The following is a 17602-nucleotide window of genomic DNA, read 5'->3' as shown; positions in this document are numbered from 1 at the left end:
GTGGCTCCTGTTGCACCGGTCGCTCCCGTATCTCCTGTGGCTCCTGTTGCACCGGTCGCTCCCGTATCTCCTGTGGCTCCTGTTGCACCGGTCGCTCCCGTATCTCCTGTGGCTCCTGTTGCACCGGTCGCTCCCGTATCTCCTGTGGCTCCTGTGGCTCCTGTTGGACCGGTCGCTCCCGTATCTCCTGCGGCGCCTGTTACTCCCGTTGGACCAGTCACTCCTGCGGCTCCCGCTGGACCGGTCGCTCCGGTATCTCCCGTGGCTCCTGTGACCCCCGTTGGACCGATCGCTCCGGTATCTCCCGTAGCCCCTGTTACTCCCGTTGGACCAGTCGCTCCTGCGGCTCCCGCTGGTCCGGTTGCTCCGGTACCTCCTGTTACTCCAGTCGCTCCTGCAGCTCCTTGAACCCCTCGTAACCCCCGTGGTCCTCGTCGCCCTACAATTAATTTTGTATGACAGATGATGCAACAGTTTGATTTTGATAGTTTCTGTTTACAATAAGGGCATTTTTTATACTTATCACAACCCATCAGTTGTTCATCTCCTTTATCATTATAGATATGTTACATCTATAAATAAGTGCAGGTAGATTAAATATCCAAAGAATAAAGATAAGCGTAGAACAAACATAATTTTCTAGACTCTGACAAAAGCCTTTTGTTTGTGAAAATTTGATTGAATTTTGCGCTAAATTTGTCTATTTTGATGATAACTAACAAATCTCAAGAAACTGTTCAAATCCATATAATCTATCATAAAAAAATCCCCTAGAATTCTAGAGGATTTTTGGTTACATGTTTCTCTCAAGTATGATCTTTTATTTTTCGATCAAATCACTAATCAATTGCTCTGTTGTCAGGACAGTCGCAAATTCATCGTGCAGTGTTGCAAGTGAGAGCCGATGGATCGTTTCTGGGTCAAAATATGTACCGGTTTGATCTGTTAGTCCAAAGGCGGCTGTTGCATCTGAGACTAGGTACGTATCAAAGCCAAGGTTTCCGCTCATTCTTGTTGTTGTTGATACGCAGTGAGGTGTTGTAAGTCCTGCGATCACGACTGTGTCAATCTGGTTTGATCTTAGTTGTTCCTCTAAGTTTGTGCCTATAAAGCTGCTGTTGACTTTCTTTTGTATGACCGTTTCTTCCTCTAGCGGTTTGGCGATATCTTTGAAGCAGTGCCCTTCATTGGCCGGATGAAATACAGAGTTCGGATTGTCAGCTGTATGCTGAATATGAATCACTTTCCAGCCTTTCTCTCTCCAAAATGTTAATAGACGGCTGATATTCTTCTCTGCCTCTAGATTATTCCGTTCTCCCCATTTTTCATGGTCGAATGCCTTTTGTACATCAACTATGATCAAAGCCTTTTGGTTCGTTTGCACAAGCGCCCACCTCCAAAAATTCTTACTCACTACATGTAGTGTAAGGAATGGTTTTCGTTTTGTACATGTTTTTATTCGGCTATGTACGATGTTTTGTCTGTTTTTGCATCAAAAAGACAAACCACACACTGGCCATGATGTAATAGGTCCTAATGATCAATGTACAGTTAGACAGCACCTCGCCTATTGGAACTGATTTGATCATCTTCATCCAGCAGCTGTCATATATATCGCGTGACATCAAAAAAGACAGCATTTACCGCTGTCTTTTTATCTTTTAATTCGTATTCTGTCCTCCTCCGTTCAGTCCTTCTTTAATATACCCTTTCACTTGGCTTGAGGTTAATAGACCGATATGGCCAACGCCATGGATTTGGACGTTTCTTGCGCCAATTAAACGAGAGAGGCTGTTGACGACGATGAGATCAGCTGAGCTATAGACAGATGTGTAAAGAATTTTTTGATTTGGATCGGTTCCTGGTAATGCTCTGCTTGAAACAAGTCCGTTTGCTCCACCAATCGTGACAACGTTTTCAATTTTATCTCCGCCATCTAGATTTTTAATATAGTATAATGTGTTCGCCCCGCCCATACTATGAGCCACAATATCTACTTTTTTGGCACCCGTTTTGTCTAACACATCTTGGACGAACTTAGATAGACGCGGACCATTGTTGCGGTTATTTCCTGTTTTGTCTATGAAATCGATAGCATATAATTGGTTTCGATCCCAGCCTTGTCCAACCAAGTAACTTTTAATAGAATAAAAGTTATAAGAGGCACCACCAATACCATGTACCATCACAACTGGATTATGCTCAGCCGCCTTCACCTCTTTCGGCTGGATAAAAGCCATTGAACCAATCACCAATGCAAGCGCAACGAGAATTTGCAAACTCCTTTTCTTAAAAAGAATCACTTTCATTCCCCCTTATTCATCTTTTTCTCCTCTATTTTATACAAGAAAAATATGTCATAAAAGTGAACAAGGTAATGTTTATGAGATGATTTTACAGCCCTATAAATAATCAAAAAGCACCTTGGACTTTTTTAAATCAAACCAAAAAGACTACGAGACTTTTTTTCATATATAATATCAATAGACAAAAGGAGGTTCTACAAGATGCTATTTACTCAAACCCCTGCACCACCCTATTATGCCGTGATTTTCACATCAAAACGAACAAATGTCGAGCAGAAAGAATACGATGCGGCTGCTCAAAAAATGGAAGAATTAGCGAAAGATCTAGACGGATTTCTTGGAATAGAAAGTGTACGAGATAAACATGGTGTTGGAATCACTGTCTCTTACTGGGATTCATTAGCAGCCATTAAAGAATGGAAAGCACATACAGCACATCAGCGTGTTCAAAAAAAGGGGAAAAAAGATTGGTATGAATCCTATACAACCCGAATTTGTAAGATAGAGCATGCTTATACAAACAAAGATTCACTCCTTGAACAAGAAGCAGGCGAATGAGCTACTTGTACATAAAAAAGAAGAGCACCTCAATGTACACGAACATTTGAGGTGCTTTTCCATGATGTTTACTGTTTCATAAAGATTTATTTATACGTCACAAGGAAGTATTTCTTCTTCCCTCTTCTTAAAACAGTAAATTGGTTTTCAATTCGGTCTTCAGCTGAAAGAACATAGTCTTTATCTGTCTGTCTCTCTCCGTTGATGGAGACAGCACCATTTGTGATATCTTCACGTGCTTGACGCTTTGATGGAGACAGCTTTGATTCCACAAGGATATCAACTAGTGTTAATTCTTCTGTGCTGCTTTTCTCCATTGATGGAACATCCTTAAAGCCTACTTTCACTTCTTCAGCTGTAAGAGATTTGATCTCGCCTTTAAATAGTGCATTTGAGATGTTGACTGCCTGTTCTAGTGATTCACGGCCATGTACAAGTGTTGTCACTTCCTCTGCTAGACGGCGCTGCGCTTCACGCTTTTCAGGTGCTGTTTGCACTTTTTCTTCGTACGATGCGATCTCTTCTTTTGATAAAAACGTAAAGTATTTTAAGTATTTCACGACATCACGGTCATCTGTGTTGATCCAGAATTGGTAGAACTCATAAGGAGACGTTTTTTCTTTATCTAACCAGATAGCACCGCCTTCTGTTTTACCAAACTTTGTGCCGTCTGCTTTTGTGACAAGCGGCATCGTCAGACCGAATGCTTTTGCCCCTTCTGCTTCAGACTTACGGATCAGCTCAAGTCCAGATGTGATATTTCCCCACTGGTCACTTCCGCCGATTTGCAGCTTACAATTTTCATTTCTGTAAAGGTTTAAGAAGTCTAAAGACTGCAGGATGACATAGCTGAACTCTGTGTAAGAAATCCCTGTTTCGATACGTGAGCTCACGATATCTTTTGCCAGCATAAAGTTTACACCGAAGTTCTTTCCAATATCACGAAGGAACGTGATGACATTCATTTGGCTGATCCAGTCGTAGTTATTCACGATGACGGCTGGATTCTCGCCTGCTTCAAAATCAAGAAATTGAGACAGCTGTCCTTTGATTTTTTCTGACCACTGTTCGACGATTTCTGCTGGGTTGAGTGAACGTTCTGCTTTTTTGAAGCTAGGGTCGCCAATGAGTCCAGTCGCACCGCCAACAAGAGCAATCGGGTGATGACCTGCTTCTTGGAATCTGCGTAATGTTAAAATTGGCAATAGATGACCAATGTGTAAGCTGTCAGCTGTCGGATCAAAGCCGGAGTATAGCTTGATTTTCTCTTCTGCTAATAATTTTGTTAAACCTTCTTCATCTGTTTGCTGCTGAATTAATCCTCTGAACGATAGCTCTTCCATCAATTGACTCATTTCCAAATCTCCTTTGTTTAAAATGAAACATAAAAAACGCCCCTTCGAATGAACGAAGGGACGATATATATCGCGGTACCACCCTGCTTAAAAGACAAAAAATCTTGTCTTTTCACTTACACTGATAACGGACAGATCCGTTCTTTCACTAATCAGGGCATGCTCCTTTTCGTAAAAGCGGTTCGTGAGGGTAATTCGAATATCTCTTTGTACTGACTTGCACCAGCCGTCAGCTCTCTTAAACAGGGAAAGATCATTCTACTGAATCTCAGTCAAAACCTTTTCATATTCAACTAATGTCATTTTTAACACACTTTTGATATCAAGTCAACTGATGAAAAAATTAATCTTCCATTGTCGAAAGGTCACCAGCAGGTAAATTCAGCTCCCACGCCTTTAGCACACGTCTCATAATTTTTCCGCTTCTCGTTTTTGGCAGTTTGTCTTTAAACTCAATTTCTCTCGGTGCCGCATGTGCTGCGAGTCCTTTTTTCACAAACGTACGAATCTCTTCTTTCAGCTCATCTGTCGGCTCATATCCGCTTCTGAGCGCAATAAATGCTTTAATAATTTCGCCACGGACCGGATCTGGCTTTCCAATGACACCAGCCTCCGCAATGGCTGGATGTTCGACCAGTTTACTTTCCACCTCAAATGGACCGACCCGCTCTCCTGACGTCATGATGACATCATCGACACGTCCCTGGAACCAAAAGTATCCGTCTTCGTCCATATAAGCTGAATCTCCTGAAACATACCAATCTCCCGGCATAAAGTAAGATTCATATTTTTCAGGATTGTTCCAGATCGTATGCATCATAGAAGGCCAGCCTTTTTTAATCGCAAGGTTGCCCATCCGGTATGGCGGAAGTTCATTTCCTGCATTATCCACAATCGCCGCTTCTACCCCTGGAATTGGTTTTCCCATCGAGCCTGGCTTGATGTCCATGCATGGATAATTACAAATCAGCTGTGCACCCGTTTCTGTCATCCACCAAGTGTCGTGAATTCGCTTGCCAAAAACAGCATCTCCCCAGCGGATGACTTCTGGATTAAGAGGCTCTCCCACACTTAAGACATGACGGAGCGAGCTGAGGTCATATTTTTGAATGAGGTCATCCCCTGCCCCCATGAGCATTCTAAAGGCTGTCGGGGCACTGTACCAAACGGTTACACCGAGTGATTCAATGGTTTCATACCACGTATCAGGATTAAACCGGCCGCCTAAAATCACATTCGTCGCCCCATTAAACCACGGTGAAAAAATACCGTACACTGTGCCTGTAACCCAGCCTGGATCAGCTGTACACCAGTAAACGTCATCTTCTTTCAAGTCAAGCACCCATTTACCAGTCTGGCCTTGCTGCACCATTGCACCATGGACATGAAGCACACCCTTTGGCGTACCGGTAGATCCTGATGTGTAATGAAGCAGGAAGCCGTCTTTTTCATCCATCCATTCAATTTCAAGCTCCTTTTCTGCCTCCTCAAACGCCTCTTCATAGTGAATTGTCCGAACGCCATCGACTTCTTCATTTTCACCGCCGACAATGATGACAGATTCAAGCTTTGGAAGCTCTGCAAATGGAATTCGTTCAAGTAGATCGGGTGTTGTCACGATCACCTTTGCTTCACTATTTTCTAAACGGTCTTTGACGGCACCTTCCATAAATGCCTCAAATAACGGGCCAACGATCGCCCCAATTTTCACTGCGCCTAGCAAAAGAAAATAGAGCTCAGGTGATCTTGGCATAAAGATAAACACGCGATCCCCTTTTTCCACATGTGCCTTTTCTTTGAATAGATTTCCCGCTTTGTTTGTGTTGATTTTCATATCCCTGAACGTATACTTTTCATCCCGCTCTGAATCTTTGTAGTGAAGCGCCACCTTGTTCTGACGAAACGAGTCCGCATGTCTGTCAATCGCTTCATAGGCTGCATTTATTTTTCCTGTTTCATACCAGGAGAAGTTTTTTCTAGCTTCCTCCCATGAAAAATCTTTGTATGCCTGCTCATAATCATTTAAATGATAATCCCCTTTTACTGATGGTAGCGTTTCCAATTTCATCAAACAGTCCCCCTTTGCATACGTTTACAATGACCATTATAGTATAGATGACTTTTTTTCTCAATTTTTAAAAAACTTCTGATGAAACCGTTTTAATTCTTGCAAGATTTAAGATAGAATAGAGACGACTCACTAGAATTAGGGGCGGTGGATACGTGGAGCATCCTAAAACTTATTATTCAAAAACCATTGAGCGAGAAACAGGTTCCATCCTGATTGAAGGACCGATACCTGCATCAGCGCTTGCGAACTATACGTTTCATGAAGGACTAACGGCATTTCGCACGCCTGAGGAACAGAAACAAGCACTTGTTGAAATAGCAGATCTTCCAGAAGGACGTATTATCATTGCAAGAGTGAATGAGCTTGTCGTAGGCTATGTCACGTATTTGTATCCTGATCCACTTGAGCGCTGGTCAGAGGGCAAAATGGAGAATTTAATTGAGCTTGGCGCAATTGAGGTCGCTCCTCCATTTAGAGGATGCTCACTTGGCAAGCATTTGCTTGATGTGAGCATGATGGATGAGCAAATGGAGAATTACATCATCATTACAACTGAATATTACTGGCATTGGGATTTAAAGGGGACAAATAAAAACGTTTGGGAGTACCGCAAAATGATGGAGAAAATGATGAACGCAGGCGGTCTTGTCTGGTTTGCAACAGACGAGCCAGAGATTAGCTCACATCCAGCCAATTGTTTAATGGCCAGAATTGGGAAACATGTGAGTCCTGATTCGATCGAGCGTTTCGATCGTCTTCGCTTCCATCAGCGCTTTATGTATTAACGTTCAATTCGTTTTTTTGGCAAAGGGGATTGGTAAACAATGATGATTGAACAAATTATGGAGCGTGATGTGATCACGCTGCGAAAAACCGATACGATTGAAGAAGCCATTCAAAAAATGAGTGCACACCACATACGGCATATTCCGATCGTATCTGATCAAGGATCTGTCATTGGGATGGTGACAGATCGAGATATTAAAAATGCCAGTCCAAGTATTTTTGAAACAGAGAAAAGAAAGCTCTTTATTCAGCGGCCAGTCGAAGAGATCATGGTATTAGAGACGATCACTGCTCACCCGCTTGATTTCGTTGAGGAGATATCAAGTGTCTTTTTTGAGCACGGAATTGGCTGTCTTCCAGTGGTGAGACGCGGCAAGCTTGTAGGCATTATCACAAAAACAGATCTGCTTCGTACGTTTGTAAGACTGACAGGTGCAGATCAGCCTGGATCGCACTTAGAGGTTGAAGTGGAGCAGATGACTGAAGGCCTCGCAGACATTACGGCCATTTTAAAGGAGCAGCATATTCAATTGCTGAGTGTACTTGTGTACCCTCATGCCAATGAGGCTTCTAAAGTGCTCGTATTCCGCCTTCAAACCATTCATGCAGATCATGTGACGAAGCTGATTCGCGCAAAAGGCTATAAGGTGCTCTGGCCTATGGAGCAGACGATCAAATGAAGGAAGCGACCTTTGTTTTTTCACCATCTTTTCAAACGTACCAATTTAACCAAGATCATCCCTTCAATCAGCTTCGTGTCTACTTAACTTATGATCTTCTTCAAAAAATGAAGGCGTTAACAGAGGATGAAATCGTCGCACCGCGTATGGCTACTCTGGAGGAATTAAAGCTCGTCCATACAGCAGATTATATCCAGGCTGTGCAGCGGGCAAGTGAAGGAAAGCTGTCTACAGCAGAGGGTGAACGCTACGGTCTTGGCACTGAGGATACACCGATGTTCGCAGGCATGCATGAGGCGGCATCTCTCCTTGTTGGCGGAACATTAACAGCGGTTGATCAAGTGATGCTCGGTCATTCGCAGCATGCACTCAATCTTGGCGGCGGGCTTCACCACGGATTCAAAGGGCGTGCATCTGGCTTTTGTATTTATAATGACAGCTCTGTGGCGATTCAATATATTCAAAAGACATATGGCGCTAGAATTTTATATATTGATACGGATGCTCATCACGGCGATGGTGTCCAGTTCAGCTTCTATGACGACCCAGAGGTATGTACAGTCTCCATTCATGAAACGGGACGCTACTTGTTCCCTGGAACCGGACAAGTACAGGAAAGAGGCCACGATAAAGGCTATGGCTACGCCTATAATATTCCGCTAGATGCATTTACGGAAGATGAATCCTTCCTCGAAGCATACCGAACAGCAGTGACTGAGATTGCTGCTTTTTTTAAACCAGATGTGATTTTGACGCAAAACGGGGCTGATGCACACTACTATGATCCGTTAACTCATTTATCTGCCACCATGAAAATATATGAGGAAATTCCTAGACTTGCCCATGAGCTTGCGCATCAATATTGTGATGGCAAATGGATCGCTGTTGGCGGAGGGGGATATGATATTTGGCGCGTCGTTCCAAGAGCCTGGAGCCGTATTTGGCTTGAGATGAAAGGCATTACACCGCCAGATGAGCTGCCTCAGGACTGGATTCGGGCATGGAATAAGCAATCGCCTGTTACCCTTCCACCTACATGGAAAGATCCTGACGATTTATATCCACCGATCCCAAGAAAAGCAGAAATCACAGAAAAAAATGCTCAAACAGTAGAAAAAGCACTCATGCCTGTTAGAAGAGAAAAGAAAAAGGCATAAGAAAAGCAGGCTTTCCCTCATAAGGTAAGCCTGCTTTTTTGTTTTATTTTGTTGATTGTCTTTCTTCAATTCTGTGCGGAAGCTCAACAATTTGATCGTCCACTTGTTCTTTGTTCATCAGCTTTGTGAGCAGTCTCATGGCAACAGCACCAATATCATATGTCGGCTGAACAACTGTTGTCAGCTGAGGACGCACCATGAGAGAAAGTCTTGTGTTATCGAAGCCAATCACTTCTAAATCTTCAGGAATGGATACCCCTCTGTCTTGTGCTCCATGAATGACACCTAGCGCCATTTCATCTGTAGCTGCGATAACAGCTGTCGGCTTGTCAGACTGCTCAAGCAGATGAGCAAGTGCTTCAATTCCAGAATCGTAAGAGTAATCGCCCTCAGCAACGAGTGCATCGTCAAACGCGATGCCCGCTTCTTCAAGCGCACGCTTATAACCTGCAAGTTTTCTCACGGAATTAATTGGTTCTGACATTGGACCAGAAACAAACGCAATACGTTTATGTCCTTTTTCAACTAACAGCTGAACTGAATCATAAATGGCCTGCTCATAGTTGATGTTGACAGATGGTGTTTGAGCCTGCTCTTCAACAGATGCTGCAAGAACAATCGGAACAGGAGAGCGCTTAAATTCTTCCACATGTACGTCTGTGATGTTTCCGCCCATAAAGACAATTCCGTCTACTTGTTTACCGAGCATCGTATTTAACAAATGAAGCTCTTTATCTGTATTTTGATCTGAATTGCTCAAAATGATGTTGTATTTATACATCGTGGCGATATCTTCAATACCGCGTGCTAATTCCGAATAGAAGATACTAGAAATATCAGGGATGATGACCCCAACTGTCGTTGTTTTTTTACTTGCAAGGCCTCGTGCCACTGCATTCGGACGATACCCAAGGCGATCAATCGCTTCAAGCACCTTTTTTCTTGTTGTTGGTTTTACGTTTGGATTACCATTTACTACGCGTGATACCGTTGCCATACTTACATTTGCTTCTCTTGCTACATCATATATTGTAACATTATTCACATAAATCACTCCTTCAAATACACTTCATATCTATAGCATTCACCAATTGGATAGAGACATGTCAGATACGAGGAAAATAATATCCTATTTGTCATTAAAACGATGAAAAGAGACACATAATTTTTCAATCTACATCAAAATGACATTCTTTTATGAAATTATACACGTTTTTTTGTCATATGAAAACGTTCCCTTTCTTTTTATAACTAAATTAAACAAACTTTAAACAGCTTGTTACCTGTAATTTGAATCATATTTCATAAAAAACCATCGAGAACGCCAGCTATGACAATGATCTTAGCAGATTCTATCGATTTTTAAAAATGAAAACATTGTGAACAAGCTCTTTTTGAGCTTGCAATGCGCTTTCTTCCTTTCATTTCCAAACTTCATCGTATTTTCTCCAAAAAAAAACCGCCGGGCAGTCATCCGGCGGCTATTTCTATTTATGATTACGCGTGAATGTTGACAAGTGGTCTTAGCGCATCTAACCATTTTTCGAATTGTGGAATGTCCATTTGCTGCGCTGAATCAGATAGAGCAACAGATGGATCTGGATGTACTTCTGCCATAACACCGTCAGCTCCAATCGCAAGAGCTGCTTTTGCTGTTGGAAGGAGAAGATCTCTACGTCCAGTTGAATGCGTCACATCAACGAAGACTGGTAAATGTGTCTCTTGTTTCAAGATTGGCACTGCCGAGATATCTAGTGTATTTCTTGTCGCTGTTTCATATGTGCGGATACCGCGCTCGCAAAGGATGATTTGATCATTTCCTTGGGCGATGATGTATTCAGCTGCATTGATGAATTCAGAAATGGTCGCTGCAAGACCGCGTTTTAAAAGAACTGGTTTCTTCACGGAACCTGCTTCTTTTAACAGTTCGAAGTTTTGCATGTTACGCGCCCCAATTTGGATGACATCAATATGCTCAATCGCTTCTTCAATATGAGCAGGATTAACAATTTCACTAATGACAGCAAGACCGTATTCATCCGCTACACGCTTTAGAATCTTGAGACCGTCTACACCAAGTCCTTGGAAATCGTATGGACTTGTACGAGGTTTAAATGCGCCTCCACGAAGTAGTTTTAACCCTTGCTGTTTCGCTGCTGCAGCTACTTCTGCAACTTGCTCGTAGCTTTCAACGGCACATGGTCCAACGATGAAGCGCTGCTTTCCATCACCGATCGCTTCCCCATTGATGTTCACGATTGTGTTTTCTGGTTTTTTCTTACGAGAAACAAGAAGTGCTTTGCTGTGGTCATCTTCTTGAAGCTCTAGACCTGCTTTGAAAATCTCTTTGAAAATATGCTGAATCGTTGAGTTTTCAAATGGTCCATCATTTTCTTCAATAATTTGGTTCAGCATTGTGCGCTCTCTGACAGGATCATAACGGTTGACACCTTGCGCTTCTTTCGCTTTTCCAATTTCTTTTACAATGTTTCCTCTTTCATTGATCAGTTTTAAGATTTGAAGATTTAGTTCATCTGCTTGCTGCCTCAATTTTTCTAGTTCATTGTTGCTCATTTTTGTCATCCTTTCCTCTGCCTGTTCTCGCTTTTTATTTTTTCATTCTTGCATGATAGGGTTTATTATAAACAAAGATTTCGGAATTGTCACGAAAATTTTCTTTATTACCCAAACGCTTTTAAGCGGTAAAGTATTGTATGTAAGATTATAGCATACTTTTCGTTCAAGTAAACCTTTTTTTATAAAAAAAACGTCAGCCGCTGCTGACGTTTCTTTCTTTTACAGATTATGTTCAAGCGCTTCTTTAGTAATGCTTGAGTGAGATGCATGCCATTTTACTTTTCCACCGCTAAAGATGAGTGCCTGCGGACTTTCATGCTTTACTCCAGACTTTTCCGTCACATAGGATGAAAGCTCTCTCGTATTTTGAATTTGTAAGAAATACGCTGGCACGTCTTCATGTGCAGACGCGAATGCTTCAAACTCTTGAAAAGCCGCTTGGCTGATCGGACATGTCAAACTGTGCTTAAAAAAGACAAAGGTCCCATCTTGATTCGTTAGTTGATCAAACTGTTCTTCTGTTTCAATGAGTTGTTTTGACATGATGTTCTCCTTCTTCACTTCGACAGTGAGAGTTAGCCTTTAGTCGATTGTTCTACTTTTTCTTTGACATCCTTGATGCCGTCTTCAATTTCTGATTTCGCTTCTTGTGCTCGTACTTTTGCTTCATCTGCTACATCAGATGCTTCGCTTGCCAAATCCGCTGCCGCATCTTCAGCTTCACTTTTCACTTTATTAGCTTTTCCAGCTGCACGCTCTTTTATGTCTTTCACTTTGTCTAAAATCTGGTTTGACTGCTCTGCTACAAGCTGAGACAATTCAGACGTTTTATCTTTCGCAATCGTCACATATTCAGTGCCTCTTTCTTTTGCATCCGTTGTGAGCCGGTCTGTTTTTTCTTTTAACGCATTCGCTTGGGTGTTCAAATCATCGCGAAGCTCTTTCCCTGACTTCGGTGCTAAAAATAATGCTGTTGCTGCACCAACAATTCCACCAATAAGTGTTCCGATCAAAAAGTCTTTGCTATTGATTCCGTCTTTGCTCATGATTATTCCTCCTATGCGAATATGGTTTATTTTTGTTGTTTACGCTGTTTCCATTTTTTATAAATTTCAAGTGCTGCGTTACTCCAGCTCACCACATCCGTCACTTTTTCTTGATTTCTTTCAACGGATGAAGAAACCGCACCAGCTGCCTGCTTTATGCTTGTATTAAATTGGTTGATCGAGCCGCCAATTCCCTGCACCGCATCCACAACTGTATTGAGTTTTGCTGATTTGTCTTGAATATCTTCAGCAAGCTGATTCGTCTTATGTAGCAACTGCGCTGTCTCTGTGGTGATGCCTTGCATCTGACCTTCAAGACCTTCTAAAGTTGATGCAACATTCTTTAATGTCAGCTGTAAGGATTTTAATGTTTTGGACAAATAGATGACAAGAATGAGGAAAGCAATTGCGATCAGTGCAACGCTTAGATATAGAATAATAATCATCTGATACCTCCTTTGCTGCGGGCATATTCAATTCATTACCCTCTCGTTGTATCATTCAAACATCGCCTAGAATGACCGATTGAATAATAATTCTACACTTATTCGCTAATTCCTGTCCACAGCGAACGAAAAAAAGCGGCACAAGTTGACACATTTAGCTCTTTTGTCACATTTTATTCAAAATAAAAAAAGTGCCGTTTCACACGGCACTTTTTTATGCATTTATACAGCGACTTTTTCATAAGCACGCAAATATTTTTGAATGTCTCCTGCTCCCATAAAGATCAGAATCGCATCTTGGTGCGCTTTCAGCACAGATGTATCTTCTTCCTCAATCAATTGGGCCTGCGGGATTTTTTCTCTTAAATCTTCAATGCTCAGCTTCCCAATGTTTTCACGAGCTGAACCGAAAATATCACAAAGGTAGACATAGTCGGCTTTCTTTAGACTGTCAGCAAATTCACTTAAGAATTGCTGTGTACGTGTGAACGTATGCGGCTGGAAGACAGCCACAATATCACGGTCCGGATATTTTTGGCGAGCTGCTTCGATTGTGACTTCAATTTCAGTTGGGTGATGTGCATAATCGTCAATTAAGACCTGCTCACCAACCACTTTTTCATTAAAGCGTCGTTTCACACCGCCAAATGTCTTTAATGCGCCTTTGATAAGCTCTACATCAATGGACTCATAGTGACATAATGCGATAACAGCTAACGAGTTGAGGACATTATGATTTCCGTAGGCAGGAATGTAGAAGGTATCATAAAACGTATTGCGTACAAATACATCAAATGTAGTGCCTTCCGTATTTTTCACAACATTGCGAGCTTGGAAATCATTTTCTTCGTTGAAACCGTAGTACACAACAGGTACCTTCGCTTGAATTTTTGGCAAGTGCTCATCATCACCACAGGCAATAATCGCTTTTTTCACTTGAAGCGCCATGTTTTGAAACGCATCAAATACGTCATCAATATCTGAGAAATAATCAGGGTGATCAAAATCAATATTGGTCATGATCGCATAATCTGGATGATAGCTGAGGAAGTGTCTTCGGTATTCGCAAGCTTCAAAGACAAAATACTCACTGTTTTCTTTCCCCATTCCAGATCCATCACCGATTAAGTACGAAGTAGGTTTTGCTGCCTGCATGACATGAGCAAGCAGTCCTGTTGTCGATGTTTTGCCATGAGCACCAGTAATCGCAACGTTTGTGAATGAATCCATGTATTCTCCAAGGAATTTATGGTAACGAATGACAGGAATCCCTTCAGAAAGGGCACGTTCAATCTCAGGGTGTGTATCAGGGAATGCATTTCCTGCGATGACCGTCATCCCTGGCTGAATATTATCTGGGTCAAATGGTAGAATTTTAATATTTCGTTCTTCTAATGCTTTTTGTGTAAAGATATGTTTTTCGATATCCGATCCTTGGACAGTATACCCAGTATCATGAAGAATTTGGGCCAGTGGACTCATACCTGTCCCTTTTATTCCAACAAAATGATAAACAGTCATAATTGTACCTCCAACAAACGTCTATCTGACTTACAGTATATGACGCTCATTTCAATTTGCAACTTGTGATTTTTGCCTCTAGCTGATCACAGATCGCAGCTCCAAATAAAGATTTTTTTCCGATCTTCCTATTCTAATCAATATTAACTATGATTAGTATCCGACAACTTTCCCATTTCTAACACCTGTTTCCGCTTATTTTACATAAAAAAGCGTTCTGGCAGACATGCGAAAAGCGTCCAATTACAAAATTGCACCTATGTGCTATCATACCATGTTTATTAAAAAAATGAAGTGGTTTGTTTAGATCAACTGTTCTAAGTCACTCAGCGTCATGAGCACTTCTCTTGGCTTACTGCCTTTCGCACCAGAGATCATACCCTCGCGCTCCATCATATCAATCAGTCTGGCTGCACGATTGTAGCCAATCCTAAATCTTCGCTGCAAACTTGATGTACTAGCGCTATTCTGCTCGATGGCAAAACGGCAGGCATCCATAAACAATTCATCTTCGTCTGTAATCGCGGAGCCTTGAAGCATTAGTTCCTCTTGTTCAAAAAGGAACACTGGCTTGTGCTGCTTTCTCACATGTGCCACCACTTGATCAATCTCACGGTCTGATACAAAGTTTCCTTGCAGCCTTGTCGGCTTGCCGGAGCCATTTTCTAAGAAGAGCATGTCTCCTTTTCCGAGAAGTTTTTCTGCACCGGCCATGTCAATGATCGTTCTTGAATCAACCTGACTTGAAACAGAAAACGCAATTCTTGTTGGGATATTGGCTTTAATGAGACCTGTGATGACATCAACAGAAGGTCTTTGTGTCGCAATCAATAAGTGAATGCCGCATGCTCTTGCTTTTTGCGCAATTCGGCAGATGCTTTCTTCGACTTCATTTGGGGCGACCATCATTAAATCAGCCAGCTCATCGATCACCACGACGAGATAAGGTAGTTTTTCACCCATTTGTTTTTCTTTTACAAGCTCATTGAATCGTTTAATTTCTCTCACGCCAGAGTGTGCAAATAGTTCATAGCGTCTTTCCATTTCATCCACTACCCATTTCAGAGCAGCAGTTGCTGTCTTGGCATCGGTAATGACAGGACTCACAAGATGCGGAATGTGATTATACGGTGCTAATTCAACCATTTTAGGGTCAATTAAGAGCATTTTCACTTCATCTGGTGATGCTTTAAACATGAGGCTCACTAAAATAGTATTAATGCAGACACTTTTTCCTGAACCAGTTGCTCCAGCAATTAAGCCATGCGGCATTTTTTGCAGATCAACCACGACAGGCTGGCCTGAGATATCTAATCCGAGTGCCGCTGTTAAAGGAGATGGATTGTCTCTAAACGCACTGCTTCTGATCATTTCTCTTAAGAACACCATTTTACTGTGCAGGTTTGGCACTTCGATCCCGATTGTGTTCTTTCCTGGAATCGGTGCTTCAATTCGAATATCCTTTGCGGACAAACTAAGTTTAATATCATCTGACAGGTTCGTGATTTTGTTCACTTTGACACCTGGTTCTGGATGTACTTCAAACCTTGTCACAGAAGGGCCCTGCGTGACATGAACAACACTTGCTCTTACATTGAAATTTTTAAGCGTCGCATTAAGCAGCTCTGCCCGCTCTTTCACCCATGTCCCGTCCTCTTCTTTTTGAGCTGGCGGTACATCTAATAGGGCGAGACTTGGAAAAACATACCCTTGTGTGTCGGCTGCTTTCTTTTGCCCTTGCACGCGCTGATCGCTTTTTAACATCATGACATTAAACGGAACCGTAGAGGTTTGACCGCTTGCGCGTGGTGGCTGCGGAGATGTCTGTTTTGGTTCTTCTTTCTTGACTTCGTGCGTTTGTTCTTGCTGCTCTGTCTGTTCTATGACTGTTTCTGCCGGTTCAGATGCAGTTTGTTCCTCTCTTACTTGTTCTACTGGCATCAAGTTTTCTTCTTCAATTTCAGCTTCTTGAACCAGCTGCTCTTTCTGCAGGTTGACTGGCTCAGCTTCTTCAAATGCTGTCGCGGGCGCTTCTTCTTGTTTGTCTTCTATTGGATCAGCTTCTACTTCTTCCACTGGTTCTGCTGACATATTTTCTGTTAACGCCGCTTCTTCTACTGGAAGGTCTGCTTCCATTTCAATCGCTGGCTGCGAAGGTTCCGGTGTTTCGAAGGTCAACATGTCTATTTCCTCAGTATGATCTTCAAACTGATGGACAGGCTCGTCTTTTATTTCTTCTTCATCACTGGAGACAGCCTGTTCCGGCTCGGACTGTACCGCCTGCTCCTGATAGACTTCGGCTTGCTGCTTATGTAAATCAGCTTCATGATGATCTTCTGGCTCGTTTTCTTCTAGCTGGAAAGGCTCGTCTGTTAAACGTTCCATCGTCGATTGAACATGATCTTGATAAGCGAGTTCCTCTTGCAATGTATGCGGGGTTACTTCTGGCTCCTTATCCGCTCTCTCTTTTGCTGACGCTGAAACCATTTCCTCGATACGTTTTTCTTTCTGAATAGATGGGATGTTCATTTGCTGCCTGACATTCCGTTCACGCTCTGCCTCTTCTGATAACAGTGTGACACGCTGCGCCGTTTCTTCTGCTGCTTTCCTTTGAACTGAACCTACTTCCTCTTTTGCTTCTGCCTTTTTTGGACGCATATCCTGATGATAGCCATAAATCGGTGATGGAATTTGCTCTGGCTTGAATGGCTTTTTATTCATATCAGGCTGAAGCGTTTGTTTAGGCTGATATGTTGTTTGTCTAGTCTTTGACTGTCTTGGTTTGGCGTGTTTTCTCTCCGGCTTCTCTCCATCACGCAGAGGTTCATCTGGAACGAGCGGAAACCGAAAGTTGCCTTTTGGATATTCATAATACACTTTCGTATCTTCGATTTTTTTATATTCTTTATGCTGTTCAAAAGCTGGCTGCTTCGGTGCAGCTAGACCTTCTTCAGGCCTCTCAAGCTTTTCTTCTTTCTTTTCTTCTCCTAAAAATACACTAAAAAATTTATCTAACCAACTCATCATTTATCACTCACTTTAACTCCCCTTACGTTTTCTTGGGCGATTTTTAGTATACCATTGCTTTTTCATGCAGAA

Annotated in this window: 15 protein-coding genes, 1 pseudogene and 1 other annotated feature; of the genes and pseudogenes, 4 read left to right on the top strand and 12 right to left on the bottom strand. The window is 42.2% G+C overall.

What is annotated here, in order from left to right; translation table 11 throughout:
• The 3 genes and pseudogenes from ACP69X_RS17425 to ACP69X_RS17415 all read right to left on the bottom strand — a co-directional run.
• Positions 1–533 (bottom strand): annotated as a pseudogene (locus ACP69X_RS17425) (hypothetical protein); the annotation flags it as partial.
• A gap of 287 nt (positions 534–820) precedes the next feature.
• Complete coding sequence (locus ACP69X_RS17420) at positions 821–1384, bottom strand: cysteine hydrolase family protein (protein WP_426052920.1); 564 nt, start codon at positions 1382–1384, stop codon at positions 821–823.
• Positions 1385–1661: 277 nt separating this feature from the next.
• On the bottom strand, positions 1662–2240 hold the full coding sequence (locus ACP69X_RS17415) for an esterase/lipase family protein (protein ID WP_426052921.1): 579 nt from the start codon (positions 2238–2240) through the stop codon (positions 1662–1664).
• 267 nt (positions 2241–2507) lie between these two features.
• Here ACP69X_RS17415 and ACP69X_RS17410 point away from each other — a divergent pair, with 267 nt between their 5' ends.
• Complete coding sequence (locus tag ACP69X_RS17410) at positions 2508–2864, top strand: antibiotic biosynthesis monooxygenase family protein (RefSeq protein ID WP_426052919.1); 357 nt, start codon at positions 2508–2510, stop codon at positions 2862–2864.
• 86 nt (positions 2865–2950) lie between these two features.
• Here the strand turns inward: ACP69X_RS17410 and tyrS are convergent, their stop codons facing one another.
• Both tyrS and acsA read right to left on the bottom strand, forming a co-directional pair.
• Entirely contained in the window at positions 2951–4219 is a 1269-nt protein-coding gene (tyrS, locus tag ACP69X_RS17405) for a tyrosine--tRNA ligase (protein WP_426052918.1), read from the bottom strand.
• Between the two features lie 53 nt (positions 4220–4272).
• Positions 4273–4504, bottom strand: a binding site (T-box leader).
• A 58-nt stretch (positions 4505–4562) separates the two neighbouring features.
• Positions 4563–6287, bottom strand: coding sequence for an acetate--CoA ligase (gene acsA, locus ACP69X_RS17400; protein ID WP_041086659.1), 1725 nt, complete (start codon positions 6285–6287; stop codon positions 4563–4565).
• 155 nt (positions 6288–6442) lie between these two features.
• On the opposite strand from acsA, the gene ACP69X_RS17395 reads away from it, so the two are divergent.
• From ACP69X_RS17395 to ACP69X_RS17385, 3 genes are read left to right on the top strand one after another with little or no spacing between them, the layout of a single operon-like run.
• A complete protein-coding gene (locus tag ACP69X_RS17395) occupies positions 6443–7075 on the top strand; it encodes a GNAT family N-acetyltransferase (RefSeq protein ID WP_041086660.1) in 633 nt (210 codons plus the stop codon).
• Positions 7076–7114: 39 nt separating this feature from the next.
• Complete coding sequence (locus ACP69X_RS17390) at positions 7115–7756, top strand: CBS and ACT domain-containing protein (RefSeq protein ID WP_024424849.1); 642 nt, start codon at positions 7115–7117, stop codon at positions 7754–7756.
• On the top strand, positions 7753–8913 hold the full coding sequence (locus ACP69X_RS17385) for an acetoin utilization protein AcuC (RefSeq protein WP_269103168.1): 1161 nt from the start codon (positions 7753–7755) through the stop codon (positions 8911–8913). The genes ACP69X_RS17390 and ACP69X_RS17385 overlap by 4 nt, the downstream gene beginning before the upstream one ends.
• Before the next feature lie 43 nt (positions 8914–8956).
• On the opposite strand, the gene ccpA is transcribed toward ACP69X_RS17385, so the two are convergent.
• The 7 genes from ccpA to ACP69X_RS17350 form a co-directional block, all read right to left on the bottom strand.
• Complete coding sequence (ccpA, locus tag ACP69X_RS17380; RefSeq protein WP_024424851.1) at positions 8957–9958, bottom strand: catabolite control protein A; 1002 nt, start codon at positions 9956–9958, stop codon at positions 8957–8959.
• A 452-nt stretch (positions 9959–10410) separates the two neighbouring features.
• Entirely contained in the window at positions 10411–11487 is a 1077-nt protein-coding gene (locus ACP69X_RS17375) for a bifunctional 3-deoxy-7-phosphoheptulonate synthase/chorismate mutase (protein WP_426052917.1), read from the bottom strand.
• Positions 11488–11709: 222 nt separating this feature from the next.
• Positions 11710–12033 (bottom strand): bacillithiol system redox-active protein YtxJ, encoded by a 324-nt coding sequence (gene ytxJ, locus ACP69X_RS17370; protein ID WP_024426177.1) that lies wholly within the window; start codon positions 12031–12033, stop codon positions 11710–11712.
• Between the two features lie 32 nt (positions 12034–12065).
• Entirely contained in the window at positions 12066–12536 is a 471-nt protein-coding gene (locus tag ACP69X_RS17365) for a YtxH domain-containing protein (RefSeq protein ID WP_073978730.1), read from the bottom strand.
• Positions 12537–12562: 26 nt separating this feature from the next.
• Positions 12563–12982, bottom strand: a complete 420-nt coding sequence (locus ACP69X_RS17360) for a DUF948 domain-containing protein (protein WP_041086664.1) — start codon at positions 12980–12982, stop codon at positions 12563–12565.
• A 222-nt stretch (positions 12983–13204) separates the two neighbouring features.
• Positions 13205–14503, bottom strand: a complete 1299-nt coding sequence (murC, locus tag ACP69X_RS17355; protein WP_426052916.1) for a UDP-N-acetylmuramate--L-alanine ligase — start codon at positions 14501–14503, stop codon at positions 13205–13207.
• Between the two features lie 303 nt (positions 14504–14806).
• Complete coding sequence (locus ACP69X_RS17350) at positions 14807–17530, bottom strand: DNA translocase FtsK (RefSeq protein ID WP_426052915.1); 2724 nt, start codon at positions 17528–17530, stop codon at positions 14807–14809.
• Between the last annotated feature and the right edge of the window lie 72 nt (positions 17531–17602).

The organism is Bacillus sp. DC4300-2b2, assembly GCF_049895685.1.
Taxonomy (GTDB): Bacteria; Bacillota; Bacilli; order Bacillales; family Bacillaceae; genus Bacillus; species Bacillus safensis.
The sequence above is the reverse complement of the archived record's forward strand: the minus strand, read 5'-3'. Positions and strand labels throughout refer to the sequence as shown.